The organism is Dyella sp. OK584 (genome assembly GCF_057787755.1).
In genome coordinates, this window is sequence record NZ_CM173542.1 from 2670242 (window position 1) to 2696216 (window position 25975).

Consider the following 25975-nt stretch of genomic DNA (forward strand, 5'->3'; position numbering starts at 1 on the left):
AACGAGTCCCCATGCAAACCCGCGTCGAAGTCATGCCCCTGCCGGCCGCCCAGGCCGAGCGCGCCGAGCACAGCACCGAGTTTCGCATCCTGGGTGCCATCAGCTTCTCGCACCTGATCAACGACATGATCCAGTCGTTGATCCTGGCCATCTATCCCATCCTCAAAAGCGGCTTCGATCTCAGCTTTGGCCAGATCGGCCTGATCACGCTCACCTATCAACTCACCGCCTCGCTGCTGCAGCCTGCGGTGGGCATGGTCACCGACAAGAAGCCGATGCCGTATTCCTTGCCTATCGGCATGGGCTTCACTTTGTGCGGCCTGTTGCTGCTCGCTACCGCGCCGAACTTTGCGATGCTGTTATTGGCCGCGGCGCTCGTGGGTACCGGCTCGTCGGTGTTCCATCCGGAATCGTCACGCGTGGCGCGCATGGCATCGGGTGGCCGCCACGGGCTGGCGCAATCGCTGTTCCAGGTGGGTGGCAACGCCGGCGCATCGCTGGGTCCGTTGCTTGCCGCTTGGATCATCGTGCCGCACGGGCGCGGTAGTGTGGCGTGGTTTTCGCTCGCAGCACTGCTTGCCATCGTTGTGCTGCTGCAGGTGAGCCGCTGGTATCGCGACCACCACAGGGAGCGTGGCAAGGCCAAGGCTCGGCATGCATCGCTGGTGCGGCTGACGCGCGCGAAGGTGGCGTGGTCGCTGCTGATTCTCGGCATGCTGATCTTCTCCAAATATTTCTATCTGGCCAGCATCAGCAGCTACTACACCTTCTATCTGATTCACCGGTTTGGAGTGTCGGTGCCCAATGCGCAGACACACCTGTTCGTGTTCCTGTTCGCCGTGGCGGCTGGCTCGCTGATCGGTGGCCCTATCGGCGATCGTATCGGTCGCAAGTGGGTGATCTGGGCGTCGATCCTGGGCGTTGCTCCATTCACCTTGCTGTTGCCGCACGTCAATCTGTTCTGGACAGGCGCGCTCACGGTGGTGATTGGACTGATCCTCGCCTCAGCGTTCTCGGCCATCCTGGTCTATGCGCAGGAACTAATCCCTGGCCGTGTGGGCATGATCTCGGGCCTGTTCTTTGGTTTTGCGTTCGGCATGGGTGGTATTGGCGCCGCCGTGCTGGGGCAGGTCGCCGATGCGCGTGGCATCGAATACGTCTATGGCTTGTGCGCTTATCTGCCGCTGATCGGCATCATCACGGCGTTTCTGCCCAACCTTGAGGTGAAGGCAAAAGCATGATCATGCGTCCCGTGTAGGAGCGCACCCAGTGCGCGACCGCTACGCGTCGGTGTGCTGTCAGGTTGGTTTCTCGCGCGCGCGGCGGTTGCGTGATAAATCAGCGATGCGGCAACGACGTGGCTCTGCGGTCGCGCACTGGGTGCGCTCCTACAGGCGGGTGGAGTGTTGCGTTAGGTGCTGACCACTACCGGTTCGGGCTCCAGCCGCACGCCAAACCTCGCCTGCACGCCGTCTATAACCTTTCGTGCAAACGCCCACAACTCCGCGCCAGTCGCATGGCCGTGATTCACCAGCACCAGCGCATGCCGGTTGGAGATGCCGGCATCGCCTTCGCGCATGCCCTTGAAGCCGCTGGTTTCGATCAGCCACGCGGCGGACAGCTTCCAGCGACCATCGCCGCCGACCCACGACACCAGTTCCGGATACTCGCGCTTGAGCGCTTCACCGGTAGCGGCATCGACGATGGGATTCTTGAAAAAACTGCCCGCATTGCCGATCACGCCAGGATCGGGGAGTTTCTTCGTGCGCAGGTGCACGACCGCCTCGGCCACATGGAATGGCGCGGGCTTGTCCACGCCCATGCGAGCCAGCTCCTCGCGGATGCCTGCATAGTCCAGGCGCAGCGCGCGCGAACGGGGCAGGGCGAAGCGTACCGCAGTGACGATGTAACGGTCAGGCTGGTGCTTGAACACGGAATCGCGATAGGCAAATGCGCAGGCCACTTTATCGAGCATGGTCACGCGGCGTTCTTGCGTGTCCCACGCCTCGACGCTCTCGATGAACTCGGCCACCTCGGTGCCATACGCACCGATATTCTGGATCGGTGCCGCGCCAACCGTGCCGGGAATCAGGATGAGATTCTCCAGCCCGGCGAAGCCCTGGCCCAGCGTCCAGCGCACGAAGTCGTCCCAGCGCTCGCCCGCCGCCACGGCGATGCGTGCGACGTCGCCGTCCTGTTCGACCTGCACGCCACGCGTGGCCATTGCCAGCACGGTGCCGTCGAAGTCGCCGGTGAACAGCAGGTTGCTGCCTTCGCCAAGCACCAATAGCCTGCTGTTACGTACCACGGAGAAGTCCAGCAGCTCAGGCAGCTTGGAGGCATCGCGCACTTCGGCCAGCAGCTTTGCACGCGCGTCGATGCGCAGCGTGTTGCGCGTGACGAGCGAAGCATTTTCGATCAGCGTGTAGCCGCCCATATCGATGCGTTCAGCCACCATGAGAATCCTCACGCTGGCGGCGGATCTCGTCTACGCATTCGGTAATCAACGCGGGGCCGCGATAGATCATGCCCGAGTAAATCTGCACGAGCGAAGCGCCAGCGTCGATCTTTTCCGCCGCATCGCTGCCGTCGAGGATGCCACCCACGCCGATGATGCCGAGCCGGTCTCCGACGCGCTTGCGCATGCCGCGCAGCACCGCGGTGGAGCGGGCGAACAGCGGCTTGCCGGAAAGGCCGCCCGTCTCGTTGCCAAACGGATCGCTGGCAACAGCTGAGTGATCAATGGTGGTGTTGGTGCAGATCACGCCGTCCACCTTCGCAGCGAGCAGCACTTCGGCAATGGCGTCCAGTTCCGACTCGCTCAGGTCCGGAGCAATTTTCAGCAGCATGGGCTTGCGCGCACCGCTTTGCGAGCCAAGCCGCTCCTGCGCCTCGCGCAGCGTTTCGATGAAACGGCGTAGCGTGGCCTCCTCCTGGAGGTCGCGCAGACCCTGCGTGTTCGGCGAGGAGATGTTGACCGTGATGTAGCTCGCCGACGCGTAGACGCGCTCCAGGCAGAACAGGTAGTCGTCCACCGCCTTCTCGTTCGGCGTGTCCTTGTTCTTGCCAATATTGATGCCAATCACGCCGCGATAACTTGACTGCTGCACGTTGCGCACCAGTGCATCCACGCCGTCATTGTTGAAGCCGAGACGGTTGATGATGGCCTCATGTTGCGGCAAGCGGAACATGCGCGGCTTGTCATTGCCAAGCTGTGGACGCGGCGTGGTCGTGCCAACTTCCACGAAACCGAAACCAAGCACGCCCAGTGCATCGAGATGATCGGCGTTCTTGTCGAGGCCGGCAGCGAGACCGACCGGGTTCGGAAACCGGATGCCGAACGCCGTGGTCGGCAAGTCGGCGGGTGGCTTCGCCACCAGGTGAGCAAAGTTGCTGCGCTGGGCGACGCCGAGGCCATACAGCGTCACGCGATGGGCGGTTTCCGCATCGAGCTTGAATAACAGGGGGCGAATGAAGTCGTACATGCTCAGGACACCTTGCCCACGTAAATGACTGTGTCGTAATCGAAGCTGATGTGGCCGTCCACGTTGCAGCTGTCGAACAGTTCGCGCAGCGCGTGCATCATCGGCTCATGCGAGGCGTGACCGGCGCGTGGCGCATAGGAGGAGGACATCAGCCGGCCTCTCAGCGCGTCGAAATCCAACAGCTGGCCATGATCGAAGCGGCCCATGCCGCGATAACCCTCGCCAAACCACGCGCGCATCCGAGGCTCGTCGCCATAGCGTTCGGCCACGCTGGTGTAGTCGGTGCCGTATTCCTTGAGTAAAGCCTCGTAGCCTTCCAGGAATGGCGTACCCACGAGGCGACGCGAATTCCAGATGATGGCGGCCAGGCCACTCGACTTGAGGACGCGATGGAACTCGCGATGAGCAGCATCCTGGTCGAACCAATGAAAGGCCTGCGCCACGATGACGAGGTCAACGCTGCCGTCCTGAAGTCCGGTATCGGTGGCATGACCATCGATGGTGCTGAAGCGTTCGTTGTCACCCAGCCATTGCGTGGCGGCGTTTCGCATGGGCTCGTTTGGCTCCACTGCAATGACGCGATAGCCGCCGTCCAGGAACAACTTGCTGGAAATGCCTGTGCCCGCGCCCACGTCGGCCACCAGCCAGTGCGGACTGACGCCGTGCTCGCGCTGCAGCCACTCCAGCATGGCGACGGGATAGTCGGGTCGATAGCGCACGTAATCGGCGACGCGATCGCTGAAACGCTCGGTGGATCGGAGCTCGCTCATATCGGTATCAGCCCGTCAGCAATTGGCCGCCATCGACGCACAGTGTCTGGCCAGTGATCCAGCTGGCGAACGGCGAGGCGAGGAACAGCGCGGCATGGGCGATTTCCTCCGGCTTGCCGTAACGGCCGAAGGGAATCTTGGCCAGTGTCTGTTGATAGAGCTCCGGTGCCTCGGCCTTGCGGCGGTCCCACAAACCGTCCGGAAACTCGATGGACCCCGGCGCAATGGCGTTGACGCGAATGCGGTGTTTCGCCAGCGAAAGCGCTTGCGAGGTGGTGTATTGGTTGAGCGCCGCTTTGGCTGCCGCATAAGGCGCACTCCGTGCACTGGGGTGAAACGCGGCGATGGATGACGTATGCAGTATGCACGCGTGCGGCGATGTCTTCAGGTGCGGCAGGGCGGCGTGCGAGGCGCGCACGGCGGCCATCAGGTCGATATTGAAACCAGCCAGCCAGCTCGCATCGTCGTTGTTGAAACCGTAGCCGCTGGCATTGTTCACCAACACGTCGATACCGCCGAGCACCTCGGTAGCTTCCTGGATATAGGTGTTGATGGCAGCGGCATCGGCCAGATCGCAGCTGCGCGTATGTGCGGTGACGCCGAAGGAAGCAATGGCGTGGCGTACTTCAGCCAATGCCTCCTCGCCACGCGCACAGACCGATACCGAGGCACCGGCTTCGGCGAAGGCGAGCGCGATGCTACGGCCAATGCCCTTGCTTCCCCCCGCAATGATGACGCGGTACCCGTGGAAATCGAAGCTGGGGTGCACTGGAAGAGTCATCTTGGCTCGATAGGGTCGATCGGCTAGTGCGAGCGAAAAAACATTTGCAGCAGGGCAAACAGAAGGATCAGGCCAAACAGGCTGTACTGCGTATATGTCAGGACCAGGGCCGCTTTGGCCAGGCCCGCGCCGTACAAGGCGCCTTCGGAAGAGCGGATTTTTTTCAGCGCCATGCGACCGGTTACTGAAGCGATCACCGAGCCGGCCAGTGGCAACGCGATGAAGTTGAACAGGTTCAGCCACGCCATTGCCAAACCCATCAGAGGCAAAACCGTCCAGGCCAGGATGCCGAAGATCAGGCTGAAGATAGCCAGCATGCTGACGGAAGGTGTGTCTTGGACCGGTCGTGCGTATTCCATCGTTACAACTCCTGTCGTTGACGTTGGTGCGCTTACGGACACTTCAGCGGCACGCGCATCCCGGCGAAAACCGGGATGCGCCCTGATTTTTACAGGTCGAACTTGATGCCCTGCGCCAGCGGCAGCGAGTTGGAGTAGTTGATAGTGTTGGTCTGGCGACGCATGTAAACCTTCCACGCATCCGAACCCGATTCGCGACCACCGCCGGTTTCCTTCTCGCCACCGAACGCGCCGCCGATCTCCGCACCGGAAGTGCCGATGTTGACGTTGGCGATGCCGCAATCGGAGCCGGCTGCCGACAGATACTGCTCGGCCGACTTGAGGTTCTGCGTGAAGATGGCCGAGGACAGGCCCTGCGGCACACTGTTCTGCAGCTCGATGGCTTCGTCCAGCGTCTTGAACGGCATCACGTAGAGGATCGGAGCGAAGGTCTCCGTCTGCACGACTTCGTCGCTGTTCTTTACGCCGGTGACGATGGCCGGCAGCACGAAGTTACCCGGGCGGTCGCTGAGCGCGGCGCCGCCGGTACGCACCGTGCCACCGGTGGCCTTGGCCCTCTCGATTGCGGCGAGGTAAGCCTGCACGGCGTCCTTGCTGTTGAGCGGACCCATCAGGGTGGTAGCCAGGGTCGGGTCGCCGATCTTGCCTTCCACCTGCTTGTAGGCGGTCAACAGCTTGGCAGTGACGTCGTCGATGATCGACTCATGCACGAACAGGCGGCGCGTGGAGGTGCAACGCTGACCGGCGGTGCCGACCGCGCCGAACACGATGGCGGGAATCGCCAGCTTCAGGTCAGCGCTCTCGTCCAGGATGATGGCGTTGTTGCCGCCCAGCTCCAGCAGCGAACGACCCATGCGCTTGGCCACGCGCTCGCCGACCTGGCGACCGACCTTGGTCGAGCCGGTGAAGCTGATCAGCGGAATGCGGTGGTCGTCCACGAACTTCTGCGACAGCTCGGTGGCGGCATCGTTGAACAGGAAGAAGATGTCCGGGAAGCCGGCGGCGTTCAGCGCCTCGTTGCAGATCCGCATCGACGCGATGGCCGAGAGCGGTGTCTTCGGCGACGGCTTCCAGATGCAGATGTCGCCGCAAATGGCTGCAAGGAACGCATTCCATGCCCACACCGCCACCGGGAAGTTGAACGCGCTGATGATGCCGACCAGTCCCAGCGCCTGGTACTGCTCGTACATGCGGTGGCCCGGGCGCTCCGAATGCATGGTGTAGCCGTAGAGCATGCGGCTCTGGCCCACTGCGAAGTCGGCGATGTCGATCATCTCCTGCACTTCGCCGTCGCCTTCGGGCTTGATCTTGCCCATCTCAAGCGCAACCAGTGAACCGAGTGCATGCTTGTGCTTGCGCAGCGCCTCGCCACACAGGCGCACCGCCTCGCCACGGCGCGGTGCTGGTGTGTTGCGCCACACCTTGAACGATTCCTGCGCGCGCTTGACGATGAGTTCATAGTCCGCCGCGCTCGACGCGTGCACCGTGGCGATCACCTCGCCCGTCGCCGGGTTGACCGGCTGCAGCGCGCCGGCGTCGGTGGTCTTGGACCATTCGCCATTGCCCAGATACGTACCGGACTGAGTAGCGCCGAGACCGAGTGCGGTGAGGATTTCGTGGGACATGCCTGCTCCTGGAGCGTGGCGCGGGAAAGGCGCCTGGAAGAAAACCGCTATTCTAGCAGGCCCCCCGGACCCGGATCGCGCTGGCGCACGATCCATGCCAGAATTTAACCATTGCCCCCGTAGCTCAGCTGGATAGAGCGTCCCCCTCCTAAGGGGAAGGTCGTACGTTCGAATCGTATCGGGGGCACCATCATTCGCGAGAAGCAAAGGGGCTGGCGCCATGCCGGCCCTTTTTGCGTTGGGATTGGCCGCGCGCAGGGTATGGGCTCGCGACGGATGCTGCGCCTGCACAAGGCCTTTCCGCCGCGAGCGCATTCTCGTTGGGGAGTTGGGCCCGGCGGCCGAACTATTCGGCCGCCTGCTTTTTATTTCGATATGCCACGCTCGGTAACGGACTGGTGTTCTTCAGCGACAAAGGCGCTGAAGTATTCAGCGTGCCATGACAGCGGTATTCACTGGAGCAAGGGCATCAGCTCGACCAGAGCCCTCTCGTGGGTGTCACGACGGATGAGGCCGCGACCTGGTTGATCGAGATCGAGCGTCACGTAGATGACCCATGCCGTCAGCAACGCGAAGCTGGCGTAGCCGGGGCCATGAAGTTTTCCTTCACTACCCACGCAATAGCCACTGGCGAATGCGGTTGCCACGGTAAGCACGAACAGCAGCGAAGCGATTGCGTCAGGCATATGCACGCGCAATGAGATTTCCCGGCTATGCGCAAGGTTAAACAGGCGGTCAAGGTTGTTCATCATCTGGGCGGAAGCGAGATTGAGCGACGGATCGCCGGCCCGGGCACTGACCAGGGACCAGGGGCGCCTCTCGATGGCATTCAAGCGTGCGATACACGCTCGACATCTACGCTGTCGCGTTCGGTGCGATACAACTCCACCTGGGTCGCAAGGTAGTCGCGCAAGTCAACGCGTAACGCCTCACCTTGCGGCGCCAGGTAAATATCTGCTCGCAGCGTGACGCCTCGAATGGCATTGGCCATATCCACCATCGCATCGCCACGCGCGTAGAAACGCGAAGCTGCACCCGAAAAGGTGAAAGCCAGCAAAAGACCCAATAATCCAAGCAGGCCCGTTTCCACGGATGTCATGCCTGATGACGGCGCCGCGCCAGTGCGTCGTGCAAAGCGCGCGCCTGCATAGACGGCCATGAGCATCAGCAGCGCCAATGCGAGGCCGAGAAGAGCGGCGTTGACATGATGAAGACCGAATGTGTCGATCTTTCACTTCCGGGCGAAGCGACACGCCGCCCATTTACTTCGCCTAGACCGTTAGCCGTGGCCCGGCGAATCGCGCAGTATGTCTGACCAGTCAATGCCGTGCAGAATGGCATCCATCTTCTTGGCGCAGCAATCGTTGGTACAGAGGTCGCGCACGATGTCTCCCATCGATGGGCCGACAATGGAGTAGATCGGCGCCTTCTCTCGCCCCAGGATTTTTATCCCCCGATATGGACGGCCATTCCATTGCCCCAGGTCCACAAAGTCAGGCTAGCAAGCCGTGCTCGCGCGCATAGGCATAGACATCCAGATCGTTCTTCAGACTGAGCTTGGCCATTGCATCCATTTTCTGCCGGCTGATGGTCTTCACGCTGCGGTTGAGTTGGCTCGCAATTTCGGACACGGTGAGGCCGGAGGCGAATAGGCGCAGCACTTCCGCTTCGCGCTTGGACAATGCCGTTTGCGACGCGGCAGCGGCCCCTCCTGCGGTCTCCAGCGCCTTGCGGACACCCATGCTGAGATAGTTGCGGTCGTGCGATACGGCCTGTATGGCAAGCCCCAGTTCGGTCAGTGCATCGGATTTGCTGAGCAGACCACGCACTCCGGTGGCGAGGATGGCGTTCAGCACGCCGCCGTTGTTCACCATGGTCAGCACGACTATCGGCAGGGTAGGCCAGCGACGACTGATCAACCCCAGCATGTGAAGGCCGTCGGCGATCTGTCCACCAGGCATGCTGAAATCCGTGAGCACCAGGTCGCACGGGTGCTTGTCGATGGCATGAATCAGCTCGGTGGGCGAGCCGACCTCAGCTACGATGTCGGCACGGACACTGTTTTCCAGCAGCGAACGCACGCCGCTGCGGATGATGGGGTGATCGTCAGCGAGGATGATGCGAAGGGGCACGGGTTTCCCTGCCGGATGCAAGTACACGCCTTAAGGGTAGCCGATTCGAAAGTGCAGGCAGGTGAGTCAAAGCCCTACCTTTAGCCGGGTAGTCTTCAGACGATTCTCATGGTGCATCATGTAGGCGGCTTATTACGCTGAGTCCTTTCGGATGGGCTGGAATCATGGACGCCTCCACGGACGCAACCAACGGCTTTTACGACACATCAACGATCCGTGATGAGGGCCGTCGCTCCTGGCCAACTTGGCGAGCCACATGCTGGCTGGCGCTGCTGCTCGTGCTGTGGACACCCTGGAACCAGGCACGGGCCTTCGCTGTGCAAGGCAGATCCACACAAGAAGGTACGGTCTCAACTGTCAGTGAGCGCGACCCGACGCCAGCGGCACTGACGCCGGATGAGGAGGCCTGGCTTCGTGCGCATCCAGTCGTTCAGGTAGGAGTATTCGCGGGGGATCACCTGCCGGCCGAGACATGGGCGGCTGGAAGGCCGGAGGGTTTCGCGGTGGACTACGCCCGCCTGCTGGCCGGACGGGTCGGCCTGCAATTGGTGTTCCATCCATTCTCGGATCTGGATGCTGTCGTCGAGGGCGCCGCGCAAGGGAAGGGGGCGCCATACGATCTGTTGCTTGCCGTGTCAGTCACCGATGAGCACAACGTCAGGTTTGATTTTCTGAGGCCCTACGGGAGCGGAAAGCTGTTGTTGGTAGGTCGCAAGGGCGACGAGCAAATACGCTCGGCAAGCGATTTGCAGCATGCACGCATCGTGGTTGAGCGCAGCTTTCACCATGTCATCACCACGCTGGCGTCGCGTTTCCCGACGGCCACTCTGCTGTTTGCCGACGACGGCCGCCAGGCCATGGACATGGTCGCCAAGGGCCAGGCTGATGCTTACATCGGAGTCACCAGCTCACGAACACAAATGCTGCTTCTCGGGCGACGCAGCGATGATCTGGTCGTGCTGGAGACATTGGATCTTCCCCCCGTTGTCGTTGGTCTCGCCATGCCGCACGGCCACCCGATGCTGCTGCAGCTGCTGCGCAAGGCTGAAAACACGGTTACGGCCGACGAGTTCGCGCGGTTGCGCACGCGCTGGGGTCTGCTTAGCGATGGCGGTGCCCCACCACCTTCACGCGAGCTCGCTCCTGACGAGCGCGAGTGGCTACGCAGTCTGGCGCCCTTGCGGCTAGGTTTCGAGGTTGACCGCCAGCCTTACACATTCCTCGATAGTCAGGGCCAGTTCGATGGTCTTGCCGCGGACTATGTGGAGATTCTGCAGAAAGAGCTTGGTCTGCGCGTGCAGCTGGTGCCAGCCAATGACTGGAACAGCCTGCGGAAGATGGTCCGCTCAGGGGAGATCGACATGGTCGCGGCGGCATCGCCGGACGATCTCCCTGCGCAGGACATAATTTTCAGCCGGACGTACGAGCACTTTCCCGAGGTGATCGTGACGCACATGCACGGTCCGGCGATCGCCGGACCAGAAGACCTGGTTGGTCGCAAGATCGCCGCGCGCGAGCAGGCCGGGCTGCTGCCCCGCCTGAGGATGCTGCTGCCGCGCAGCCAGCTGATGCCGGTGGGCAGCAACGCGGAAGGTCTGGAGATGGTCGCTTCCGGGAAAGCGGACGCCTATATCGGCACGCTGCCCACCATCGATCCACTGATACGCGACCGCTACGTCGCCACATTGAGGGTCGTCGGTCCTGCCGGCTTGGACCAGGATCTGGCGATCGGCGTGACGAGCAAATACCAGCGTCTGATGCCAATGATCAACCGCGTGTTGGTCGGCGTCACAGAAGGGCGGCGACAAGCGATTCGCAGTCATTGGTTGACGGCGCAATACCGCTACGGCGTGCCTTGGGCGTGGGTGCTGATCGGCCTGTTCGTGGCTGCCACGATCGTCGGTGCGATCGGGTTCGCGTACAACCGCTTGCGCCGGGCGTTGCGGGCGCAACGCTCGGCCGAGCTCAAGCTCGATGCGCAATTGCGCTTCCAGCAAGCGTTGCTCGAGACCATCCCCTATCCGGTTTTCGTGAAGGACGCGGAAGGGCGTTACCTGGCCATCAACCGCGCCTACGAGGCGATGTTCGGCTGCTCTCGCGGCGAATTGCTCGGACGTACGTTGGCCGATGCCCGGCATCTACGCGGGCTCGATGCGGATGCATTGCATCAGATAGATCTTGATGTCCTCAGCCACGGGCAAGATGTCCGGCGAGAACTGCATATCGGTCCCATGGTTGAGGACGGCCCAGCGCGCGACGTGCTGTTGTGGCTGCACCGGTTCGCACAAGGTGACGGTCTCGGTATCGGCCTGCTAGGCACTCTGGTCGACGTCACGGACCTGCGCGAAGCGGAGGCACGTGCACTTGCTTCAGAGCAGCGGCTGATCGATACCAACGAGAGTCTGCCGGGCGTCGTCATGCGCGTGCGCTATACGGCGGAAGGGCTGAGCAGCTTCGACTACGTCAGCGGCCCGACCGACACGCTCTACGGTATGTCGCATGACGAACTCATGCAGGGACGGCGGCGTCCGTTCGACGTGATGCAGGCCGAGGATAAGCCAGCGGTTGAGCAGGCCATTGGCAATCTGCTTGAGGGTCGCAGCGCACCTAACGTCGAGTTCCGCATCATCACCCACACCGGTAAGCACTGGGTGCGCTCCTCCTTCGGACAGCCGCGCAGCGAGTCTGACGGTACCGTGTCCTGCAGCATCTTCTCAGTGGATGTTTCTGTGGAAAAAGCACAAGCACAGGCGCTCGCCGAGGCCAAGGCGGCGGCCGACGCCGCCGTGGCGGCAAAGAGTGCTTTCCTGGCCATGATGAGCCACGAAATCCGCACGCCCATGGCCGGCGTGCTGGGCATGATCGAACTGCTCGGCAAGACTCCGCTCGATCGTGAGCAGTTGCATATGCTCGATTTGGTAGGCGACTCCGCAAGTGCATTGCTGCAGATTCTGGACGACATCCTGGATTTCTCTCGTATCGAAGCGGGGCGCTTGCGCCTCGAAGATCATCCGTTCGATCTGCGCGCGCTAGCTGATGGCGCCCTGGGCCTGTTTGCTGCCCTGGCGCAGGAAAAGGGCGTGCGGCTTTACGGCACGCTGGACTGGCGGCTGGCAGCGGAACACCGCGGTGATAGGGTGCGAATCCGGCAGGTGATCATCAATCTGCTGAGCAATGCGCTCAAGTTCACCGAGAAGGGATATGTCGAGCTTCACATCGAACTGCTCGATGATGCATCGGGCACCCAGCGCCTGCGCATCAACGTGACGGATACGGGTACCGGCATTTCCGGGGAGCAGCTCGAACGCCTGTTCAAGCCTTTCGTGCAGGCTGAAGCGTCGACGTCGCGACGCTATGGCGGCACCGGGCTAGGCCTGAGCATCTGCCGTCATCTCGCGCAGATGATGGGCGGTGAAGTCCGACTCTCCAGCACGCCAGGCTTCGGCACGCAGGCGATATTCGAAGTGACGCTTCCCATTGCGCGCGCATTGCGTCCGCGACCAGCGCTGAGTGGCAAGCGGGCGTTGCTGTGCACACGAGACATCATGCTCGAGCGAGGGCTCTCCAATGCGCTGTCGGCACTCGGCATGTCCGTGATCGGTGCAGACGCGCGCGATCTGAGCGACTACGAGAACGAAGACGTCGACGTCTATGCCATTGACGCCAATCTGCCGGGCAACGGATGGCAAGTGCACGGCGCACGGGTCATCCACCTGCTTGCAGTTCCTGATCCCCGTAGTTTCTACATGGACGATGGCCAGGTCATGCTGTCGGGCTATCCCTTGCTCTGGCGTTCGGCATCCGAGGCCTGTCACGCCGTGTTTGGTCTCGATGTACCTTCGAAAGAAGCAGTAACCAGCGTTGCCATCAGGCACACGCAACGCATCCTTGTGGCGGAAGATCACCCCATCAACCGAGCCGTGATCAGTCGTCAGCTCGAACGACTCGGTTATCCGCACACGATGGTCGACAACGGTGAAGAAGCGCTGCGTGCGCTAGCGAGCACCCACTACGACCTGCTCATTTCCGACTGCCATATGCCCGTGCTGGATGGCTATGCGTTGGCACGGCGTATTCGCGAGGCGGAAAAGGGCAGTGGTCGCCACCTTCCTATTCTGGCGTTGTCGGCCAGTGCGTTGCCGGAGGAAGTCGTGCGTTGTCGCGAAGCCGGCATGGATGAGTTTCTTGCGAAACCGGTGCAGCTCGCCACGCTGGACTCCATGCTGGCCAGCTGCCTGGCAAACGCGCAGCCCGGACGCGTCGAAAATGAAGCGCACATCGACATGGATGGCGATGCCCGGTTGCGCATGTTGATGGAGGTGTTTGGTTCGCGGCAGCAAGTGGGCAACGTATTGCGCAGTCTTGTCGATAGTGCCAGGCAAGATCTCACCGTGCTGGACCAAGCCTTGCGCGACGGTGACATGCAGCAACAACACGACATCCTTCACCGCATCCACGGTGCCCTGCGCCTGCTGGGCGAAGAAGCTTTCCCTTCGACTGACGCTGATGCCGTGACGCAGCGACAGCACATTGAGCACCAGTTGGAGGCACTTGAGGTCGTGATCGCCGGACTCGATCGCAGCCCGGTCACGGGGACGCAACCGACGGGGTGATTCCCGGGCGTCACGACGGTTTTGGTCTGGGCGAGACGGATCAGGTGCTGCCGGCGCCTCGAATCGGGCCGATAGTCAGAAACGTGATCCGCCGAACGACAAAAAAAATAAAGGCCCCGAAAGGGGCCTGAATTCTTGGTACCGGTGATAGGACTCGAACCTACACGACATCGCTGCCAGTGGATTTTGAGTCCACCGCGTCTACCATTCCGCCACACCGGCACAACAAGCACCAATTATGCCGGGTTCAGTGGACCGGGTCGAGCCCCAGTTGGCGATCGGTGCGCTGGTACTGGTCGTGGCCCAGCGGCTGGAAGACCGCGCAGTGGGTCATCTGGCCGGAGTAGATGTGCAAGCTCACCGCAACGCCATCGTCGCTGGCGTTGCGAATCGTGTGGTATTCGTGCGGCGGGATCAGGCTACCGGCAGAGCCAGGGCCGGCCTGGATGGAGCCCACCGGCTGGAAGCGGTAGTGACCGTCTTCGTCGGCCAGGCGCTCGTACTGCACCACTTCCAGCGAGCCGCTCCAGACGCCTTCCACGCACCACATGCCGCAGTGGTCGTGAATGGGTGTGCCTTGACCGGGCCCCCAGGTCATGGCCACCACGCAGTAGCCGTGTTCCTCACTGCGATAGAGCTCGCGGCGCGCGTAGCGGCCTTCGGCGGTTTCGAACACGCAGTCGGGCAACTTCACTTCCATGCCGCGGATCAGGCTGCAGAGGCTATTTCGCAGGCTGTCGGTGACGGCGCGAGTGGAATCTTGGGAGACAGCGTGGTCGATGGCGTCGATCAGCTTGCGGGAACCGGGGAAATCCAGGGTGAGCATGTCGGTCTCGGGTTGCGGTGCTACCGGGTCATCTTAACAGTGTGCGGTAGGGGCTGCAGACGGCCGTTCAGAGTTGGCCAAGAAAACCGCCTATGGCACGGCTGTAGTTGGGAATGTCGACCAGGAAGGCGTCGTGGCCTTGTGGCGAGTTCAGCGCGACGAAATCCACTTCCGCGCCTGCAGCTTGCAAGCCTTCGGCGATCTGCTCCTGCTGTTCCAGCGGAAACAGGATGTCGGTGCTCACGCCGATCACCATGGCTTTCTCGATGCGAATGCGCTTGAGCCCTTCTAGCACGCTGCCTTCGCCGTACTCGGCGATATCGAACCAGTCGCTGGCGCGCGAAAGGTAGAGGTAGCTGTTGGGATCGAACGTGTGCACGAAGCGTTGCGCATGACCTTCCAGGTACGACTCCACCTCGAATTCCAGGCCGAACGGATTGTCGTCGCGTTGCTCGGGATCCAGACGGATGCGCGCGAAGCGACCATTCCATTCCATCGCCGAGCGATAGGTGATGACACCGAGCTTGCGCGCGATGCTCATGCCTGCCTCAGGGTAGTGGTCGTCGTCGTAGCGCCCGTTGTTCCAGTGCGGATCCAGACGGATGGCTTCGCGCTGCAACGAACGGATGGCGATGGCGAAGGGCTGCGCCTGTGGTGCCGTGTCCACGCTGATGTGGGCGCGCACGCTGTCTGGATGCAACACCATGTAGGCCAGCGCACTCATGCCACCCATGGAGCAACCGATCAGGCAGGCCAGTTGCTCGATACCCAGGCTGCTGACTGCGGCGTGCGCGGCATTGGCGACGTCTTCCAGCGACAGCTCGGGGAAGTCCAGCCGATACGGTTCGCCGGTGGCGGGATTGATCGACGCGGCGCAGGTGGAACCCTTGTCGCTGCCCAGCGAGTTCACGCAGATCACGAACCAGCGCGAGGTATCGATGGCCTTGCCCGGGCCGATCATCGGTTCCCACCAGCCAGGCGACGGGTCTTCGGCATTGGATGCCGCGTGCGCGCTGGGAGAAAGGCCGGTGAATATCAGTACGGCGTTGTCGCGCGCCTGGCTCAGCGCGCCCCAGGTTTCGAAGGCGACGCGGGCACCGTGAAGTTCGCCGCCACGCTTCATCGCAAAGGGCGAAGGAAGGGCGAAGTATCGGCGCGCGTCGCGACTCATCAATGAACCTTGTCGATGCTGATCTTGATGGGAGTGTGCGTGTTGACGTCGACCACTCCCGCATCGCCTTCCAGGTCGCCCACCTGGGCAATGGCCTGGCCGCTCTTGCTGATGCGTGCGCCGACAAACACACGTGGCACGGAGGATAGTTTGAGCTGAGGCGTCATGCCCATAGCGTCGGTGAGCGTGACCATGGCCGGCAAGGTGGTTGCGTCCAGCTTCGCCACGGCCAACGGCATCGGCGGCCCACGTTCGGCGCGCGCGTAGACGAACAGGGTGTCGCCGGGCGCCAGCTTGCTTTTCAGGGTTGGCGACAGGGTCACTTGCACCTGCAGGGCAGGGCCTTCAGCGGCAGCGGATGCCGGGGTTTCAGGTGCCAGCTTGCCGCCTCCGCTAGCACGAGACTCTGCCACGGCGATCTGCTCTGCCACGGCCTTGGCAACCGTGGAGCCGGGCTCGAGTTGCGGCTGCAACTGGCGCCACGTGGCGGCGGCTTCGGCGTAGTGGTCATGCTGGAACTGGCTGATGCCGAGCAGCCACATGCCGCGCTGGCTTTGCGGATCCAGCTTCACGGCACGCTCCAGCAGTTGGAGCGCACGCCCTTCGATGCGGTGATCCTCGCGCAGCAGCGAGTCGGCTTCGGCCCAGCCCACCATCGCCACGCTGTTGTTGGCGTCGATGCGCAGCGCCTGGTCGTACGCGTCGCGCGCATCGGTCGCGCGGTGCATGACGCTATAGGTCTGCGCCAGCAACATCCAGCCTTGCGCGTCGTCCGGCTGTTGGGCCAGGTGGGTCTTCAGCTCATCGACGGCCTGGTCGATGCTCATGCCCTTGTCAGGACGCTGCACGCCTTCCAGCGCCACTGGCGTGCCCACAACAAGATAGAGGCCGACAGCCGCGAGCGGCAGCGCGAAGGCCAACGCCAACGCCAGCATGAAGATGGCGCGCGGCCGACCTTGCTGGCGACCATGACGCACCAACGGCAGCAGCAACAGGAACAGCGCCGCGGCGATCATCACCGCGGCGATCAGATAGAAAGCCAGCCTCACCAGTCGTCCCCTTCGTCGTTCGGTCTGTCATCCACGGAGGCTGCAGGCGCGACGCGGCCGCGTCGGCGTACCGTGATCACCACCACCACGGCACCTGCCAGCAGGATCGCCAGTGGACCGAACCACAGCAGCAGCGTGCTGGATTTCACTGGCGGGTCGTACAGCACAAAATCCGAATAGCGATCGACCAGGTACTGCTTGATCTCGTCATCGCTCTTGCCCTGCTGCATAAGGTCAAACACTTCGTGGCGCAGGTCGCGAGCCAGGTCAGCGTTGGAGTCGGCGAGGTTCTCGTTCTGGCATACCAGGCAGCGCAATTCGCGCGAGAGGTTCTGGAAGCGCACTTCCTGCGCGTGATCCTTGAAGGGCAGAGGATCGATGGCCTGGGCCGCGACAGAGCCGGCGATCAGCAACGTGGCGACCAGCAGGGAACGCAGCAGGGCGAGCATCACGGGGCATCCTTGCGAAGCGCGGCGATGGCAGGCTTGAGTTCCTTCTCGATCACTTCCGGCGTCAGCGGCCCGATGCGCTTGTAGCGGATCACGCCTTTGCCATCGACCAGAAAGCTCTCCGGTGCGCCGTAGACGCCGAAGTCGATCGCAGTGCGGCCCTGCTGATCCACAATGACCAGGTCATACGGGTTGCCGTGCTGCATCAGCCACGCCTTCGCGTCGTCCGGGGCGTCCTTGTAGTTGTAGCCGATGATCGGCACGCCAATGGTCTTGCCTTGCGTCATCAGTACCGGGTGTTCCTCGCCGCAGGCGATGCACCAGCTGGCGAACACGTTGATGAGATACGGCTTGCCCAGCAGCACATCGCGGCTCACCGTCTGGCTCGGATCGTCCAGCTTGGGAAGCACGAACGCGGGAGCCGGCTTGTTGATCAGTGGCGAGGGCACTTCGCGCTGGTCGTGCTGCGTGTTCCACCAGATACCGAAACCGAACAGCACCACCAGCAGCAGAAAACCGAAGAACGGTAGCAGGCGGCTCATGCGCGCGACTCTTGCAGAGCTGCAGCCGGCACGGCTTCCGTTTCGGCCACGCGCTTGGTGCGGAAGCGACGATCGGCTGCGGCAAAGAAGCCGCCAAGCATCATGAACAGGCCGCCAGCCCAGATCCAGCGCACGAACGGCTTGTCGTAGAGGCGCAGCGCCCAGGCACCTTCGGGTTGATTGCGGTCCATCGGTTCACCCAGCGCCACGTACAGGTCACGCGTGACGCCTGGATCGATCGCCGACTCCGTCTGTACCTGTCCACGCAGATAAGTGCGCTTTTGGGGATGCATCACCGCAATTTCGCGGCCGTTGCGCGTCACGGTGACCGTACCCTGGTCGCCTCGCCAATTCGGGCCTTGCGTCTGCTGCACGCCATCGAATCGAAACTCGTAGCCGCCGATGCTTTCCGTCTGGCCCGGCGCCATGCGTACGTCGCGCTCGACGCTCAGCGCATTGGTCAGCATCACGCCGGCCAGGAATACGCCTGCGCCAAAATGTGCCAACAACATGCCGGCCATCTCAGCCGGATAGCGGCGACCCGCTGGCATTTCGCGCCAGCGCTTGAACACGTAAAGCAGGGTACCGAAGCCACACCATACGGCGGCAGCGGTACCTGCGATCGCCTTGGTTTCGCCATCCGTGAGGAAACCAGCGACGATGGCGCAGGCCACGGCGGCGAGGCCCGCACGCCACATCACACGCTTGAGCAGCGGCGTCTCGCTTTTGCCCCAACGCAGGTACGGGCCGAACGGCAGCAACAGCACCACCGGCAACATCAGCAGGGTGAACAGAAAGCCGAAGTACGGCGGGCCCACCGAGATCTTGCCCAGGTTCAACGCATCGCCGAGCAGCGGGAACAACGTGCCCAGCAGCACCATCGCCGCGGCGACCGTAAACATCAGGTTGCCGATGAGGATGGCTGTCTCACGCGATACCACGCTGAACGGCCTGCCGCCTGCCACCTTCGGTGCGCGCAGTGCGTACAGCAACAGCGAGCCGCCGACGACGACCGCAAGGAAGCACAGGATGAACAGACCGCGCCTTGGATCCGAAGCGAATGCGTGCACCGAGGTGAGCACGCCCGAACGCACCAGGAACGTGCCCAGCAACGACAGCGAGAACGCGAAGATCGATAGCAGGATGGTCCACGCGCGAAGGCCGCCGCGTTTTTCCGTCACCGCTTGCGCGTGGATCAGCGCCGCACCCACCAGCCACGGCATGAAGCTGGCGTTCTCCACCGGATCCCAGAACCACCAGCCGCCCCAGCCCAGTTCCGCATAGGCCCACCAACTGCCGGCAACGATGCCGGCTGAGAGAAAAGCCCACGCCACGTTGGTCCACGGACGCGCCCAGCGCACCCAGGCCTGCTCAAGCTCGCCGCCGAGCAATGCTGCGATCGAGAACGCAAACGCGACCGAGAAACCCACATAGCCCATGTAGAGCACGGGCGGATGGAAGGTCATGCCCGGGTCTTGCAGCACAGGATTCAGGTCGCCACCGTCGGCTGGCATAGGCAACAGGCGTGCGAACGGATTGGAGGTGAAGATGATGAAGGCAAGAAAGCCCACCGCGACCAAGCCGAGTACGCCGAGCACGCGTGCCACGAACACCTCGGGCAGGCGACGGCTCAACGTGGCCAGCGCCAGCGTCCACAGGTTGAGGATGAAGATCCACAACAGCAGCGAGCCTTCGTGCGCGCCCCACACCGCGGCAACGCGGTAATACCAGGGCAGGGCGAGGTTGGAGTTATCGGCGACGTATTGCACCGAGAAGTCGAACTTCAGGAAAGCCCAAACCAGCAGTGAGAAGGCGAGCATCACGAACACGGCCTGGCCTGCCGCGGCCGGGCGGGCCACCGCCATCAGCGCGCGATTGCCGCGCCAGGCGCCGATGAGTGGCAACGCACCCTGCACGAACGCCAGCAGCAGGGCGAGGATCAGCGCAAGCTGGCCGAGTTCAGGTGTCATTGTGGCTTGTCCTGGCCGGCGGCCTCGTTCACCTGCTTGCCCTCGTGTGCCTTGGCCATGGCGTCCTTCAGCTCCTTGGGCATGTAGGTCTCGTCATGCTTGGCGAGCACTTCGGTGGCGATGAATCGTGCGTTGTCCATGTGGCCCGTAGCGATCACCGACTGGTTGTCGCGGAACAGGTCGGGGAGGATGCCGGTGTATTCGACCGGCATCGAGCCACTCGCATCGACCACGGTGAAAGTCACCTTGAGCGAATCGCTGCTGCGCTGGATCGATCTGGCCTTGACCATGCCGCCGAGACGGAAATTCTTGTAGCTACGCGCTTCGCCCGACTGCACCTGGCTCGGCGTGAACAGGTAGTTCATGTTCTGCTGCAGGGCGAACACGATCAGCCCGACCGCTACGACGGCCGCAGCAATCACGAGAAGAACGATGGTGAGCCTGCGCTTGCGAGTGGGATTCATGATGACTCAGTGAGTGCCGCTCAGGGCTATGAAGGGTTGCGTTGCTGGCGCGCGCTTTGCCGCGCCATGCGGGCACGCAGTTCGCGCAGGTCGCGGCGACGGCGCAGGCCGGGGCTCACGTAGTCGGCGATCAGCACGATGAAGAACACCGCGAACGCCGGCCACACGTAAGTGGCATAGCCACCCATGGCGAGGAAATGCTCCCAGGAGAACGGGCTCATCGGCGGCCCTCCTGCTCTGCCGCTCCTGTGCGTCCCGCACCTGCGGCACTCGCACCTCCTTGTGCTTCGGCGATCTGGCGCACCCAGTCCTTGCCGCTTTCCATCGACAACAGGTCGGTGCGCACGCGGCCGAACAGGCTCGCGATGTAATAGAACTTGGTGGCTGCCATCATGGTGAGCAGCGGCCACAGCATGTCGATGCTCATTTTCGACGGACCAAGAATGCGCACGGTGGAACCCTGGTGCAGCGTGTTCCACCAGTTCACCGAGAAATGCACGATCGGCACGTTGATGATGCCGATGATGGCGAGGAACGCAGCGGCGCGGGCGCCCTGGCGACGATCCTCGAACGAGTGGTACAAGCCGATCACGCCCAGGTACAGAAACAGCAGCACCAGCTCGGACGTGAGTCGAGCGTCCCAGGTCCACCAGGTGCCCCACATCGGCTTGCCCCACAGGGAGCCTGTGACCAGTGTGATGAAGGTGAAGGCTGCGCCGATTGGCGCCGATTCCATCGCCACGACTTCAGCCAGCTTGATGCGCCACACCAGCGAGATAAACGAGGCGACGGCCATCAGGCCGTAGATGAACAGGCTCATCCACGCACAGGGCACGTGGATGAAAATGATGCGATAGGCGTCGCCCTGCTGGTAATCGGCCGGCGCGAGCACCAAACCGCCGTAGAGCGCGACGGCTCCCAGCAATAAAGCCAGGCTCAGTGCCCAGGGGCGTAGCGTGCCGGCGAAACGGTAGAAGTTCGGCGGCGAGCTGAGCTTGTGCACCCAGAGCGGGATCCAGTTGGCCATCTCAAGCATCCAGAGCGATTCGAAGGGCGGCGGCGCAAGCCATCGGTGCCAGCACCAAGGCCATGACCAGCGCGGCCCCCAGCCAAGCGATGGGTGCGAGCCACGGCAGCCCCTGTTGTGCCGCGGCGACGGCGCCAGCGGCGAAGATCACCACTGGCACGCATAGCGGCAGCAGCATCAAGGCAAGCAGCATACCAGAGCGCCGGGTGCCGGCCGTGAGCGCCACCATGACGGCGCCAAGCAGGCTGAGCAGCGGCGTAGCAAGCAGCAGCGCATAGACCAGTACCGGCATCACCTCGGTCGGCAGGTGCAGCATGCCGGCCAGCAGGGGCGCGATCATGATCAATGGCAACGCGGTGGTGATCCAGTGCGCCAGGATCTTCATGCCCAGCATCAGCGCCAGTGGTTGCGGCGAGAGCATCAGCTGCTCCAGCGAACCGTCCTCGATATCGCTGCGGAACATGGCATCCAGCGCCAGCAGCATGGCCAGCAGCATGGTCACCAGCACCACGCCGCTGGCGATGCGCTGCAGCAGCGCATCTTCCGGCCCCAGTGCGAACGGGAACAGCGTGATGACGATCAGTGCATAGAGCACCGGCATGACGATGTCGCCGCGGCGACGCCAGGCCAGGGTGAGGTCGCGGCGCAACACGGCGGCGCAGGCGGAGGCGAGCGGCGCGTGACTCATGCGTGCATGCGCACCCGTTTGGGCTCACCGTTGAGGAAGCTCACCGCACCGTGGCTGGTGACCAGCGCGGCACCGCCGCTTGTTGCATGTTCCGACAGCAGGCGATTGACGAGCTCGATGCCGGTACGGTCGAGGTTGGCGTAGGGCTCGTCCAGCAGCCACAGGGTGGACGGCAGCAGCAGCAGTCGGGCCAGCGCGGCGCGCTTCTTCTGACCGGCGGAAAGGCGGCGCACGGGTTCGTCTTCGTAGCCGGCCAGGCCAATGCTGACCAGTACGCTGGCCACATCGTGGCCGTCGCGCGTGCCATACATGCCTGCGGCCACGGCAAGATTCTCTCGGGCGCTGAGATCGGATTTCAGGCCGAGGTGATGACCGAGGAACAGCGTATCGCCCAGGTGTTCAATGCGCCGCCATGGTTGCCCGCGCCACCGAAGTTCGCCCTCGTCGATATGCAGCAAGCCCGCCAGGATGCGCAGCAAAGTCGTTTTGCCGCTGCCGTTGTCACCTTCGACCAGGGCTACCTCGCCTTCGTGCAGGCGAAAGTCCAGCGGGCCGAACACGGGTTCGTCCTGGCGATAGAAGGAGAGCGCCCGTGCTTCCAACAGGACGGGGGCGGCGGCAAACAGGTTAGTCATCACGCGATTGTCCGCAATGGCTGACAGGCTTGTCCATGCGGCGGGGTGACGCCAAGGAATCCGGCCGCCTGTGCGTGCGGATCTTGCCGTGTGAGATCAGAGGCGACTGGCATTCAATCCGTTGGTATCAGGTGGAGGCGGGCTGGTGAATCGCCGTTGCCGTGCAGGTATGCACGTTGTCCGAATTGCTGGGACAGCCGATCGAGTGCTTCGGTTCCGAGGCCGATCACGAACAGGCTGGGTTCTTTCCAGCGACGGCCCCTGCCCACCCCTACGGCAGGGTGGATAGCCTCTACGCCGGCCTGCGTGTGCAAGGCTCGCAAAAGCGCGCGCTGGGCCAGACGGTTCTGCTGCCGCGGCAAGGGTTGGGAGCGCGGATTCCATGCGGTGATGAATCCCCAGGCGCGTGGGCCGACAAGCGGTCGGATCTCAGCAGGCAGCTTTTGGTCGATATGGATGCTGGCCCAGCCGCCGCCTCCCAGGCGCACCCGGTAATCGGTGGCCAGATAGGCGGCAAGCAGCGCCTCATCCATGTCAGCGGTGGGGTAGGGGCGGCAGGGTGGCTTTGAGCGCGTTGATGGCGGCGCCAAGATCGACCGAGGTGGCTTGTGTGGAGCCGCGCAGCAGTTGTTCCAGCAGCACATCCTGCGCACGACCGCGCTCATAGGCATACGCATACGGGAGGTGCGTGAAGGTGACCATGCGGTAGCGCGCCATGAAATGCTGCGGCGCGCGCTCGGCCAGCAGGGCGCCGAGTTCGCGCTTGGCGAGATAGTGCGGGTCGGCCACCGAGTCGCGCATCTCCACGTAATTCTCCAGTGCCATCGCCGCAATGGCGTCGCTGTTTGGCTGGCGGATGCGCTGGAATTCGGCGAACACCTCGCTGGTGTCGTTTGGCGAGGCAGCGAGCAGCGAAGCCAGCACCACAGTGTCTTCGAAGCCGCAGTTCATGCCCTGGCCGTGGAACGGCACGATCGCATGCGCGGCGTCGCCCACCAGCAGTGCGCGCCCATCCAGGTGCCAGCGTTGCAAGTAAAGCGTGGACAGCGTGCCCACCGGGTGACTGTCGTAATCCGTCGCGAAATCGGGAATGAGCGGCAGGAGGTCCGGGAAATCGTCCTGGAAGAACGCCCGCGCCGCGGCGGCATCCGGCAGGGTGGCAAAGCTTGGATGCGCTCCCTGCGCCGGCAGGAACATCGTGACGGTGAAACTGCCTTCGGTGTTGGGCAGGGCGATGCACATGTAACCGCCGCGCGGCCAGATATGCAGGGCGTGCGGTTCCAGCGCGAACTGGTCGTGGCCGCCGCTGCGGTCGACCAGTTCGGAAGACAAGGTGCCAGCCGACGGAATCTCCAGCTCCTTGTAGGCATGGCCCAGCGCTTCCACGCGCTCGCCCAGTGCCTCGTGCTGGTTCATGGCGGCGCGCAACGCGGAGCCTGCGCCGTCCGCGCCGACCACCACGGGGGCGTCGATATCGCGCTCGACACCCTCTTCATCGGCAAGCCGAATGCGCCCCGCCTGGAAATCCGCGTCGACCAACGATTGACCGAAATGGAAACGCACCCCAGCAGTTTCAGCGGCATCCAGCAGCAGCATGTTGAGCGCGCCGCGCGAGACCGACCAGATCACCTCGCTGTCGTCTACGCCGTAGCGCTGCAGGCCGGAGCGTCCATCGCGCGTGTGCACCATGCGGCCACGCATCATTACGGCACGCTGCAGCACATCGTCGGCGAGGCCGGCCTGGCGTAGCGCGTGCAATCCGCGTTCGGCCAGCGCCAGGTTGATTGAGCGGCCACCGAGGAAACCCGCTACGCGCGGGTCGGGGCGCTTCTCGTACACATCCACCGCGAACCCACGTCTGGCCAACTGCTGGGCAAGCAGCGCGCCAACCAGGCCGCCGCCGATAAGGGTGATTTGCTGCGCCATGGGGCTCCGCTATGAAGTGGGCAACGCGTTGGACGGCAAGAGTAGCGGGTCGCGGTTCCGGTTGGAGCGCGCGGTGCGCGACCCGACCTTGACCCGGCTCAGAAGCTCATGAAGTACCCGCCGTTCACCGGTAGATTTGCCCCGGTGATGTAGCCGGCATCGTCGGCGGTAAGAAAAGCGACGGCGCGAGCGATGTCGCCCGGAGAACCCAGCCGGCCCACCGGAATGTCCGCAACGATTTGCGCGCGGATATCGGCCGGCACGGCGGCCACCAGTGCGGTATCGCAATAACCGGGCGAGACCGTGTTCACCGTAATGCCCTTGCGTGCCGTCTCGCGCGCCAACGCCATGCCGAAGCCGTGCACACCGGCCTTGGCGGCGGAGTAGTTGGTCTGGCCGAACTGGCCGGTCTGGCCGTTCACCGAGCTCAGGTTGACGATGCGACCGAAGCTGCGGCCGCTCATGCCCTCGACCACATTGCGGCACATGTTGAACACGCCATCGAGGTTGACGCGCATCAGCTCGTGCCATTGCTGCGGAGTCATCTTGCGCAGGCTGGTGTCGCGGGTAATGCCGGCCGCGTTGACCAGGATGTCCACGTTGCCATGCTGCTGCTCCACGCGTTCGACCAGCGCGGCGCAGCTATCAAACTGGCTTACGTCCACCGGCTCGAACCTCACCGCACCATCCAGATCGGCCAATTCACGCTGGAAAGCATGCAGCCGCTCCTCGCGTGTGGGCAGATCCACGGCAATCACCTGGCGACCGGCCTGCGCCAACTGGCGGCAGATCTCGGTGCCAAGGCCGCCGATGCCTCCTGTCACGATGGCAACACGAGGAGCGCGGGCGGATGGAATCATGTGAAGGACTCGTGCGCATGCCGCAGGGCAGCACGTGCTGTGCTGCAGCGGTGGATGGGACGGGAGTGAGCCGGCGCGACTCGCGCCGGCAGGAAAGGTCAGCCGGGCTTTTTGCCGCCGCGGGGCGGCGTCTGTGCCTGGGTGGCGGCGTCAATCAAGCCGCGCTGCATGTTGCGCCAGGCATCCATGTTGCGCTCGGTCAGGTCGTTGAGCATGGACCAGGGCGTTTGGCCAAGCAGGCTGTTGAGCTGGGTGCGAAACTGCTGCTGCTGGTCCAGGAAAACCTGCAGGCTCCGCTCCAGGTATGGGCCCATGAAGCCCTGCAGCGAGTCACCGTAGAAGCGGATGATCTGGCTGAGCAGCTGCGGGGACAGCATCGGCTGCCCCTTATCCTCGTGCTCAGAGATGATCTGCAGCAACACCGAGCGGGTCAGATCCTCACCGCTCTTGGCGTCCCGGACCTCGAAAGTTTCGCAGTCCAGCACCAACTGGCGGACCTCTTCCAGCGTGATATAGCTGGAGATCTCCGTGTCGTAGAGCCGGCGGTTCGGATACTTCTTGATGATGCGGATCGCTTGTGCCATGCGACACAAGCTAGCAGAA

Annotated in this window: 26 protein-coding genes and 2 tRNA genes; 3 read left to right on the top strand and 25 right to left on the bottom strand. The window is 63.1% G+C overall.

Annotation, left to right across the window (positions count from 1 at the left end; all coding sequences use genetic code 11):
• Positions 1–11 precede the first annotated feature (11 nt).
• On the top strand, positions 12–1241 hold the full coding sequence (locus AC3CBN_RS11915; protein WP_488633240.1) for an MFS transporter: 1230 nt from the start codon (positions 12–14) through the stop codon (positions 1239–1241).
• Positions 1242–1411: 170 nt separating this feature from the next.
• On the opposite strand, the gene murB is transcribed toward AC3CBN_RS11915, so the two are convergent.
• From murB to amaB, 6 genes are all read right to left on the bottom strand, one after another.
• Entirely contained in the window at positions 1412–2437 is a 1026-nt protein-coding gene (murB, locus tag AC3CBN_RS11920) for a UDP-N-acetylmuramate dehydrogenase (RefSeq protein WP_488636722.1), read from the bottom strand.
• 10 nt (positions 2438–2447) lie between these two features.
• Positions 2448–3485 carry a quinone-dependent dihydroorotate dehydrogenase gene (locus AC3CBN_RS11925; protein WP_488633241.1) on the bottom strand — a complete coding sequence of 346 codons (1038 nt, stop codon included), beginning with the start codon at positions 3483–3485 and terminating at the stop codon, positions 2448–2450.
• Between the two features lie 2 nt (positions 3486–3487).
• The gene (locus AC3CBN_RS11930) at positions 3488–4255 is read right to left on the bottom strand and encodes a class I SAM-dependent methyltransferase (RefSeq protein ID WP_488633242.1); all 768 of its coding nucleotides are present in this window, start codon (positions 4253–4255) and stop codon (positions 3488–3490) included.
• Between the two features lie 7 nt (positions 4256–4262).
• Positions 4263–5036 (bottom strand): SDR family NAD(P)-dependent oxidoreductase, encoded by a 774-nt coding sequence (locus AC3CBN_RS11935; RefSeq protein ID WP_488633243.1) that lies wholly within the window; start codon positions 5034–5036, stop codon positions 4263–4265.
• Positions 5037–5059: 23 nt separating this feature from the next.
• Entirely contained in the window at positions 5060–5353 is a 294-nt protein-coding gene (locus AC3CBN_RS11940; RefSeq protein WP_488633244.1) for a hypothetical protein, read from the bottom strand.
• Between the two features lie 131 nt (positions 5354–5484).
• Positions 5485–7020 carry an L-piperidine-6-carboxylate dehydrogenase gene (amaB, locus tag AC3CBN_RS11945; RefSeq protein ID WP_488633245.1) on the bottom strand — a complete coding sequence of 512 codons (1536 nt, stop codon included), beginning with the start codon at positions 7018–7020 and terminating at the stop codon, positions 5485–5487.
• Positions 7021–7133: 113 nt separating this feature from the next.
• Between amaB and AC3CBN_RS11950 the strand changes: the two genes are divergently transcribed.
• A tRNA-Arg gene (locus AC3CBN_RS11950) sits at positions 7134–7210 on the top strand.
• A 262-nt stretch (positions 7211–7472) separates the two neighbouring features.
• Here AC3CBN_RS11950 and AC3CBN_RS11955 read toward each other — a convergent pair.
• The 3 genes from AC3CBN_RS11955 to AC3CBN_RS11965 all read right to left on the bottom strand — a co-directional run bounded on the left by AC3CBN_RS11955 (position 7473) and on the right by AC3CBN_RS11965 (position 9152).
• Positions 7473–7853, bottom strand: coding sequence for a hypothetical protein (locus AC3CBN_RS11955; protein ID WP_488633246.1), 381 nt, complete (start codon positions 7851–7853; stop codon positions 7473–7475).
• The gene (locus AC3CBN_RS11960) at positions 7850–8185 is read right to left on the bottom strand and encodes a hypothetical protein (RefSeq protein WP_488633247.1); all 336 of its coding nucleotides are present in this window, start codon (positions 8183–8185) and stop codon (positions 7850–7852) included. Before AC3CBN_RS11960 ends, AC3CBN_RS11955 begins: the two co-directional genes overlap by 4 nt.
• A 328-nt stretch (positions 8186–8513) precedes the next feature.
• A complete protein-coding gene (locus AC3CBN_RS11965; protein WP_488633248.1) occupies positions 8514–9152 on the bottom strand; it encodes a response regulator in 639 nt (212 codons plus the stop codon).
• 164 nt (positions 9153–9316) lie between these two features.
• On the opposite strand from AC3CBN_RS11965, the gene AC3CBN_RS11970 reads away from it, so the two are divergent.
• Positions 9317–13765 carry an ATP-binding protein gene (locus AC3CBN_RS11970; RefSeq protein ID WP_488633249.1) on the top strand — a complete coding sequence of 1483 codons (4449 nt, stop codon included), beginning with the start codon at positions 9317–9319 and terminating at the stop codon, positions 13763–13765.
• A gap of 136 nt (positions 13766–13901) precedes the next feature.
• Here the strand turns inward: AC3CBN_RS11970 and AC3CBN_RS11975 are convergent.
• The 16 genes from AC3CBN_RS11975 to phaR form a co-directional block, all read right to left on the bottom strand.
• A tRNA-Leu gene (locus AC3CBN_RS11975) sits at positions 13902–13987 on the bottom strand.
• A gap of 25 nt (positions 13988–14012) precedes the next feature.
• Positions 14013–14591 (bottom strand): cysteine dioxygenase family protein, encoded by a 579-nt coding sequence (locus AC3CBN_RS11980; protein ID WP_488633250.1) that lies wholly within the window; start codon positions 14589–14591, stop codon positions 14013–14015.
• Between the two features lie 67 nt (positions 14592–14658).
• A complete protein-coding gene (metX, locus tag AC3CBN_RS11985) occupies positions 14659–15762 on the bottom strand; it encodes a homoserine O-acetyltransferase MetX (protein ID WP_488633251.1) in 1104 nt (367 codons plus the stop codon).
• A complete protein-coding gene (locus tag AC3CBN_RS11990) occupies positions 15762–16811 on the bottom strand; it encodes a tetratricopeptide repeat protein (protein ID WP_488633252.1) in 1050 nt (349 codons plus the stop codon). The genes metX and AC3CBN_RS11990 overlap by 1 nt, the downstream gene beginning before the upstream one ends.
• Positions 16808–17260, bottom strand: a complete 453-nt coding sequence (locus tag AC3CBN_RS11995) for a cytochrome c-type biogenesis protein (protein ID WP_488633253.1) — start codon at positions 17258–17260, stop codon at positions 16808–16810. Before AC3CBN_RS11995 ends, AC3CBN_RS11990 begins: the two co-directional genes overlap by 4 nt.
• The gene (locus AC3CBN_RS12000) at positions 17260–17802 is read right to left on the bottom strand and encodes a DsbE family thiol:disulfide interchange protein (RefSeq protein ID WP_488633254.1); all 543 of its coding nucleotides are present in this window, start codon (positions 17800–17802) and stop codon (positions 17260–17262) included. The genes AC3CBN_RS11995 and AC3CBN_RS12000 overlap by 1 nt, the downstream gene beginning before the upstream one ends.
• On the bottom strand, positions 17799–19772 hold the full coding sequence (locus AC3CBN_RS12005; RefSeq protein WP_488633255.1) for a heme lyase CcmF/NrfE family subunit: 1974 nt from the start codon (positions 19770–19772) through the stop codon (positions 17799–17801). Before AC3CBN_RS12005 ends, AC3CBN_RS12000 begins: the two co-directional genes overlap by 4 nt.
• Positions 19769–20236: a cytochrome c maturation protein CcmE gene (gene ccmE / locus AC3CBN_RS12010; RefSeq protein ID WP_488633256.1), complete on the bottom strand. Its 468-nt coding sequence runs from the start codon at positions 20234–20236 to the stop codon at positions 19769–19771. The genes AC3CBN_RS12005 and ccmE overlap by 4 nt, the downstream gene beginning before the upstream one ends.
• Before the next feature lie 26 nt (positions 20237–20262).
• Complete coding sequence (gene ccmD, locus AC3CBN_RS12015; RefSeq protein WP_488633257.1) at positions 20263–20457, bottom strand: heme exporter protein CcmD; 195 nt, start codon at positions 20455–20457, stop codon at positions 20263–20265.
• Positions 20454–21263, bottom strand: coding sequence for a heme ABC transporter permease (locus AC3CBN_RS12020; RefSeq protein WP_488633258.1), 810 nt, complete (start codon positions 21261–21263; stop codon positions 20454–20456). Before AC3CBN_RS12020 ends, ccmD begins: the two co-directional genes overlap by 4 nt.
• 1 nt (position 21264) lies before the next feature.
• Positions 21265–21951 carry a heme exporter protein CcmB gene (gene ccmB, locus AC3CBN_RS12025; protein WP_488633259.1) on the bottom strand — a complete coding sequence of 229 codons (687 nt, stop codon included), beginning with the start codon at positions 21949–21951 and terminating at the stop codon, positions 21265–21267.
• On the bottom strand, positions 21948–22586 hold the full coding sequence (gene ccmA / locus AC3CBN_RS12030; protein WP_488633260.1) for a cytochrome c biogenesis heme-transporting ATPase CcmA: 639 nt from the start codon (positions 22584–22586) through the stop codon (positions 21948–21950). Before ccmA ends, ccmB begins: the two co-directional genes overlap by 4 nt.
• Positions 22587–22699: 113 nt before the next feature.
• Entirely contained in the window at positions 22700–23119 is a 420-nt protein-coding gene (locus tag AC3CBN_RS12035; protein WP_488633261.1) for a DUF3293 domain-containing protein, read from the bottom strand.
• A gap of 1 nt (position 23120) precedes the next feature.
• On the bottom strand, positions 23121–24512 hold the full coding sequence (locus AC3CBN_RS12040) for an FAD-dependent oxidoreductase (RefSeq protein ID WP_488633262.1): 1392 nt from the start codon (positions 24510–24512) through the stop codon (positions 23121–23123).
• A gap of 98 nt (positions 24513–24610) precedes the next feature.
• Positions 24611–25372 (bottom strand): acetoacetyl-CoA reductase, encoded by a 762-nt coding sequence (gene phbB, locus AC3CBN_RS12045; RefSeq protein WP_488633263.1) that lies wholly within the window; start codon positions 25370–25372, stop codon positions 24611–24613.
• Between the two features lie 98 nt (positions 25373–25470).
• Positions 25471–25956, bottom strand: coding sequence for a polyhydroxyalkanoate synthesis repressor PhaR (gene phaR, locus AC3CBN_RS12050; protein WP_488633264.1), 486 nt, complete (start codon positions 25954–25956; stop codon positions 25471–25473).
• Between the last annotated feature and the right edge of the window lie 19 nt (positions 25957–25975).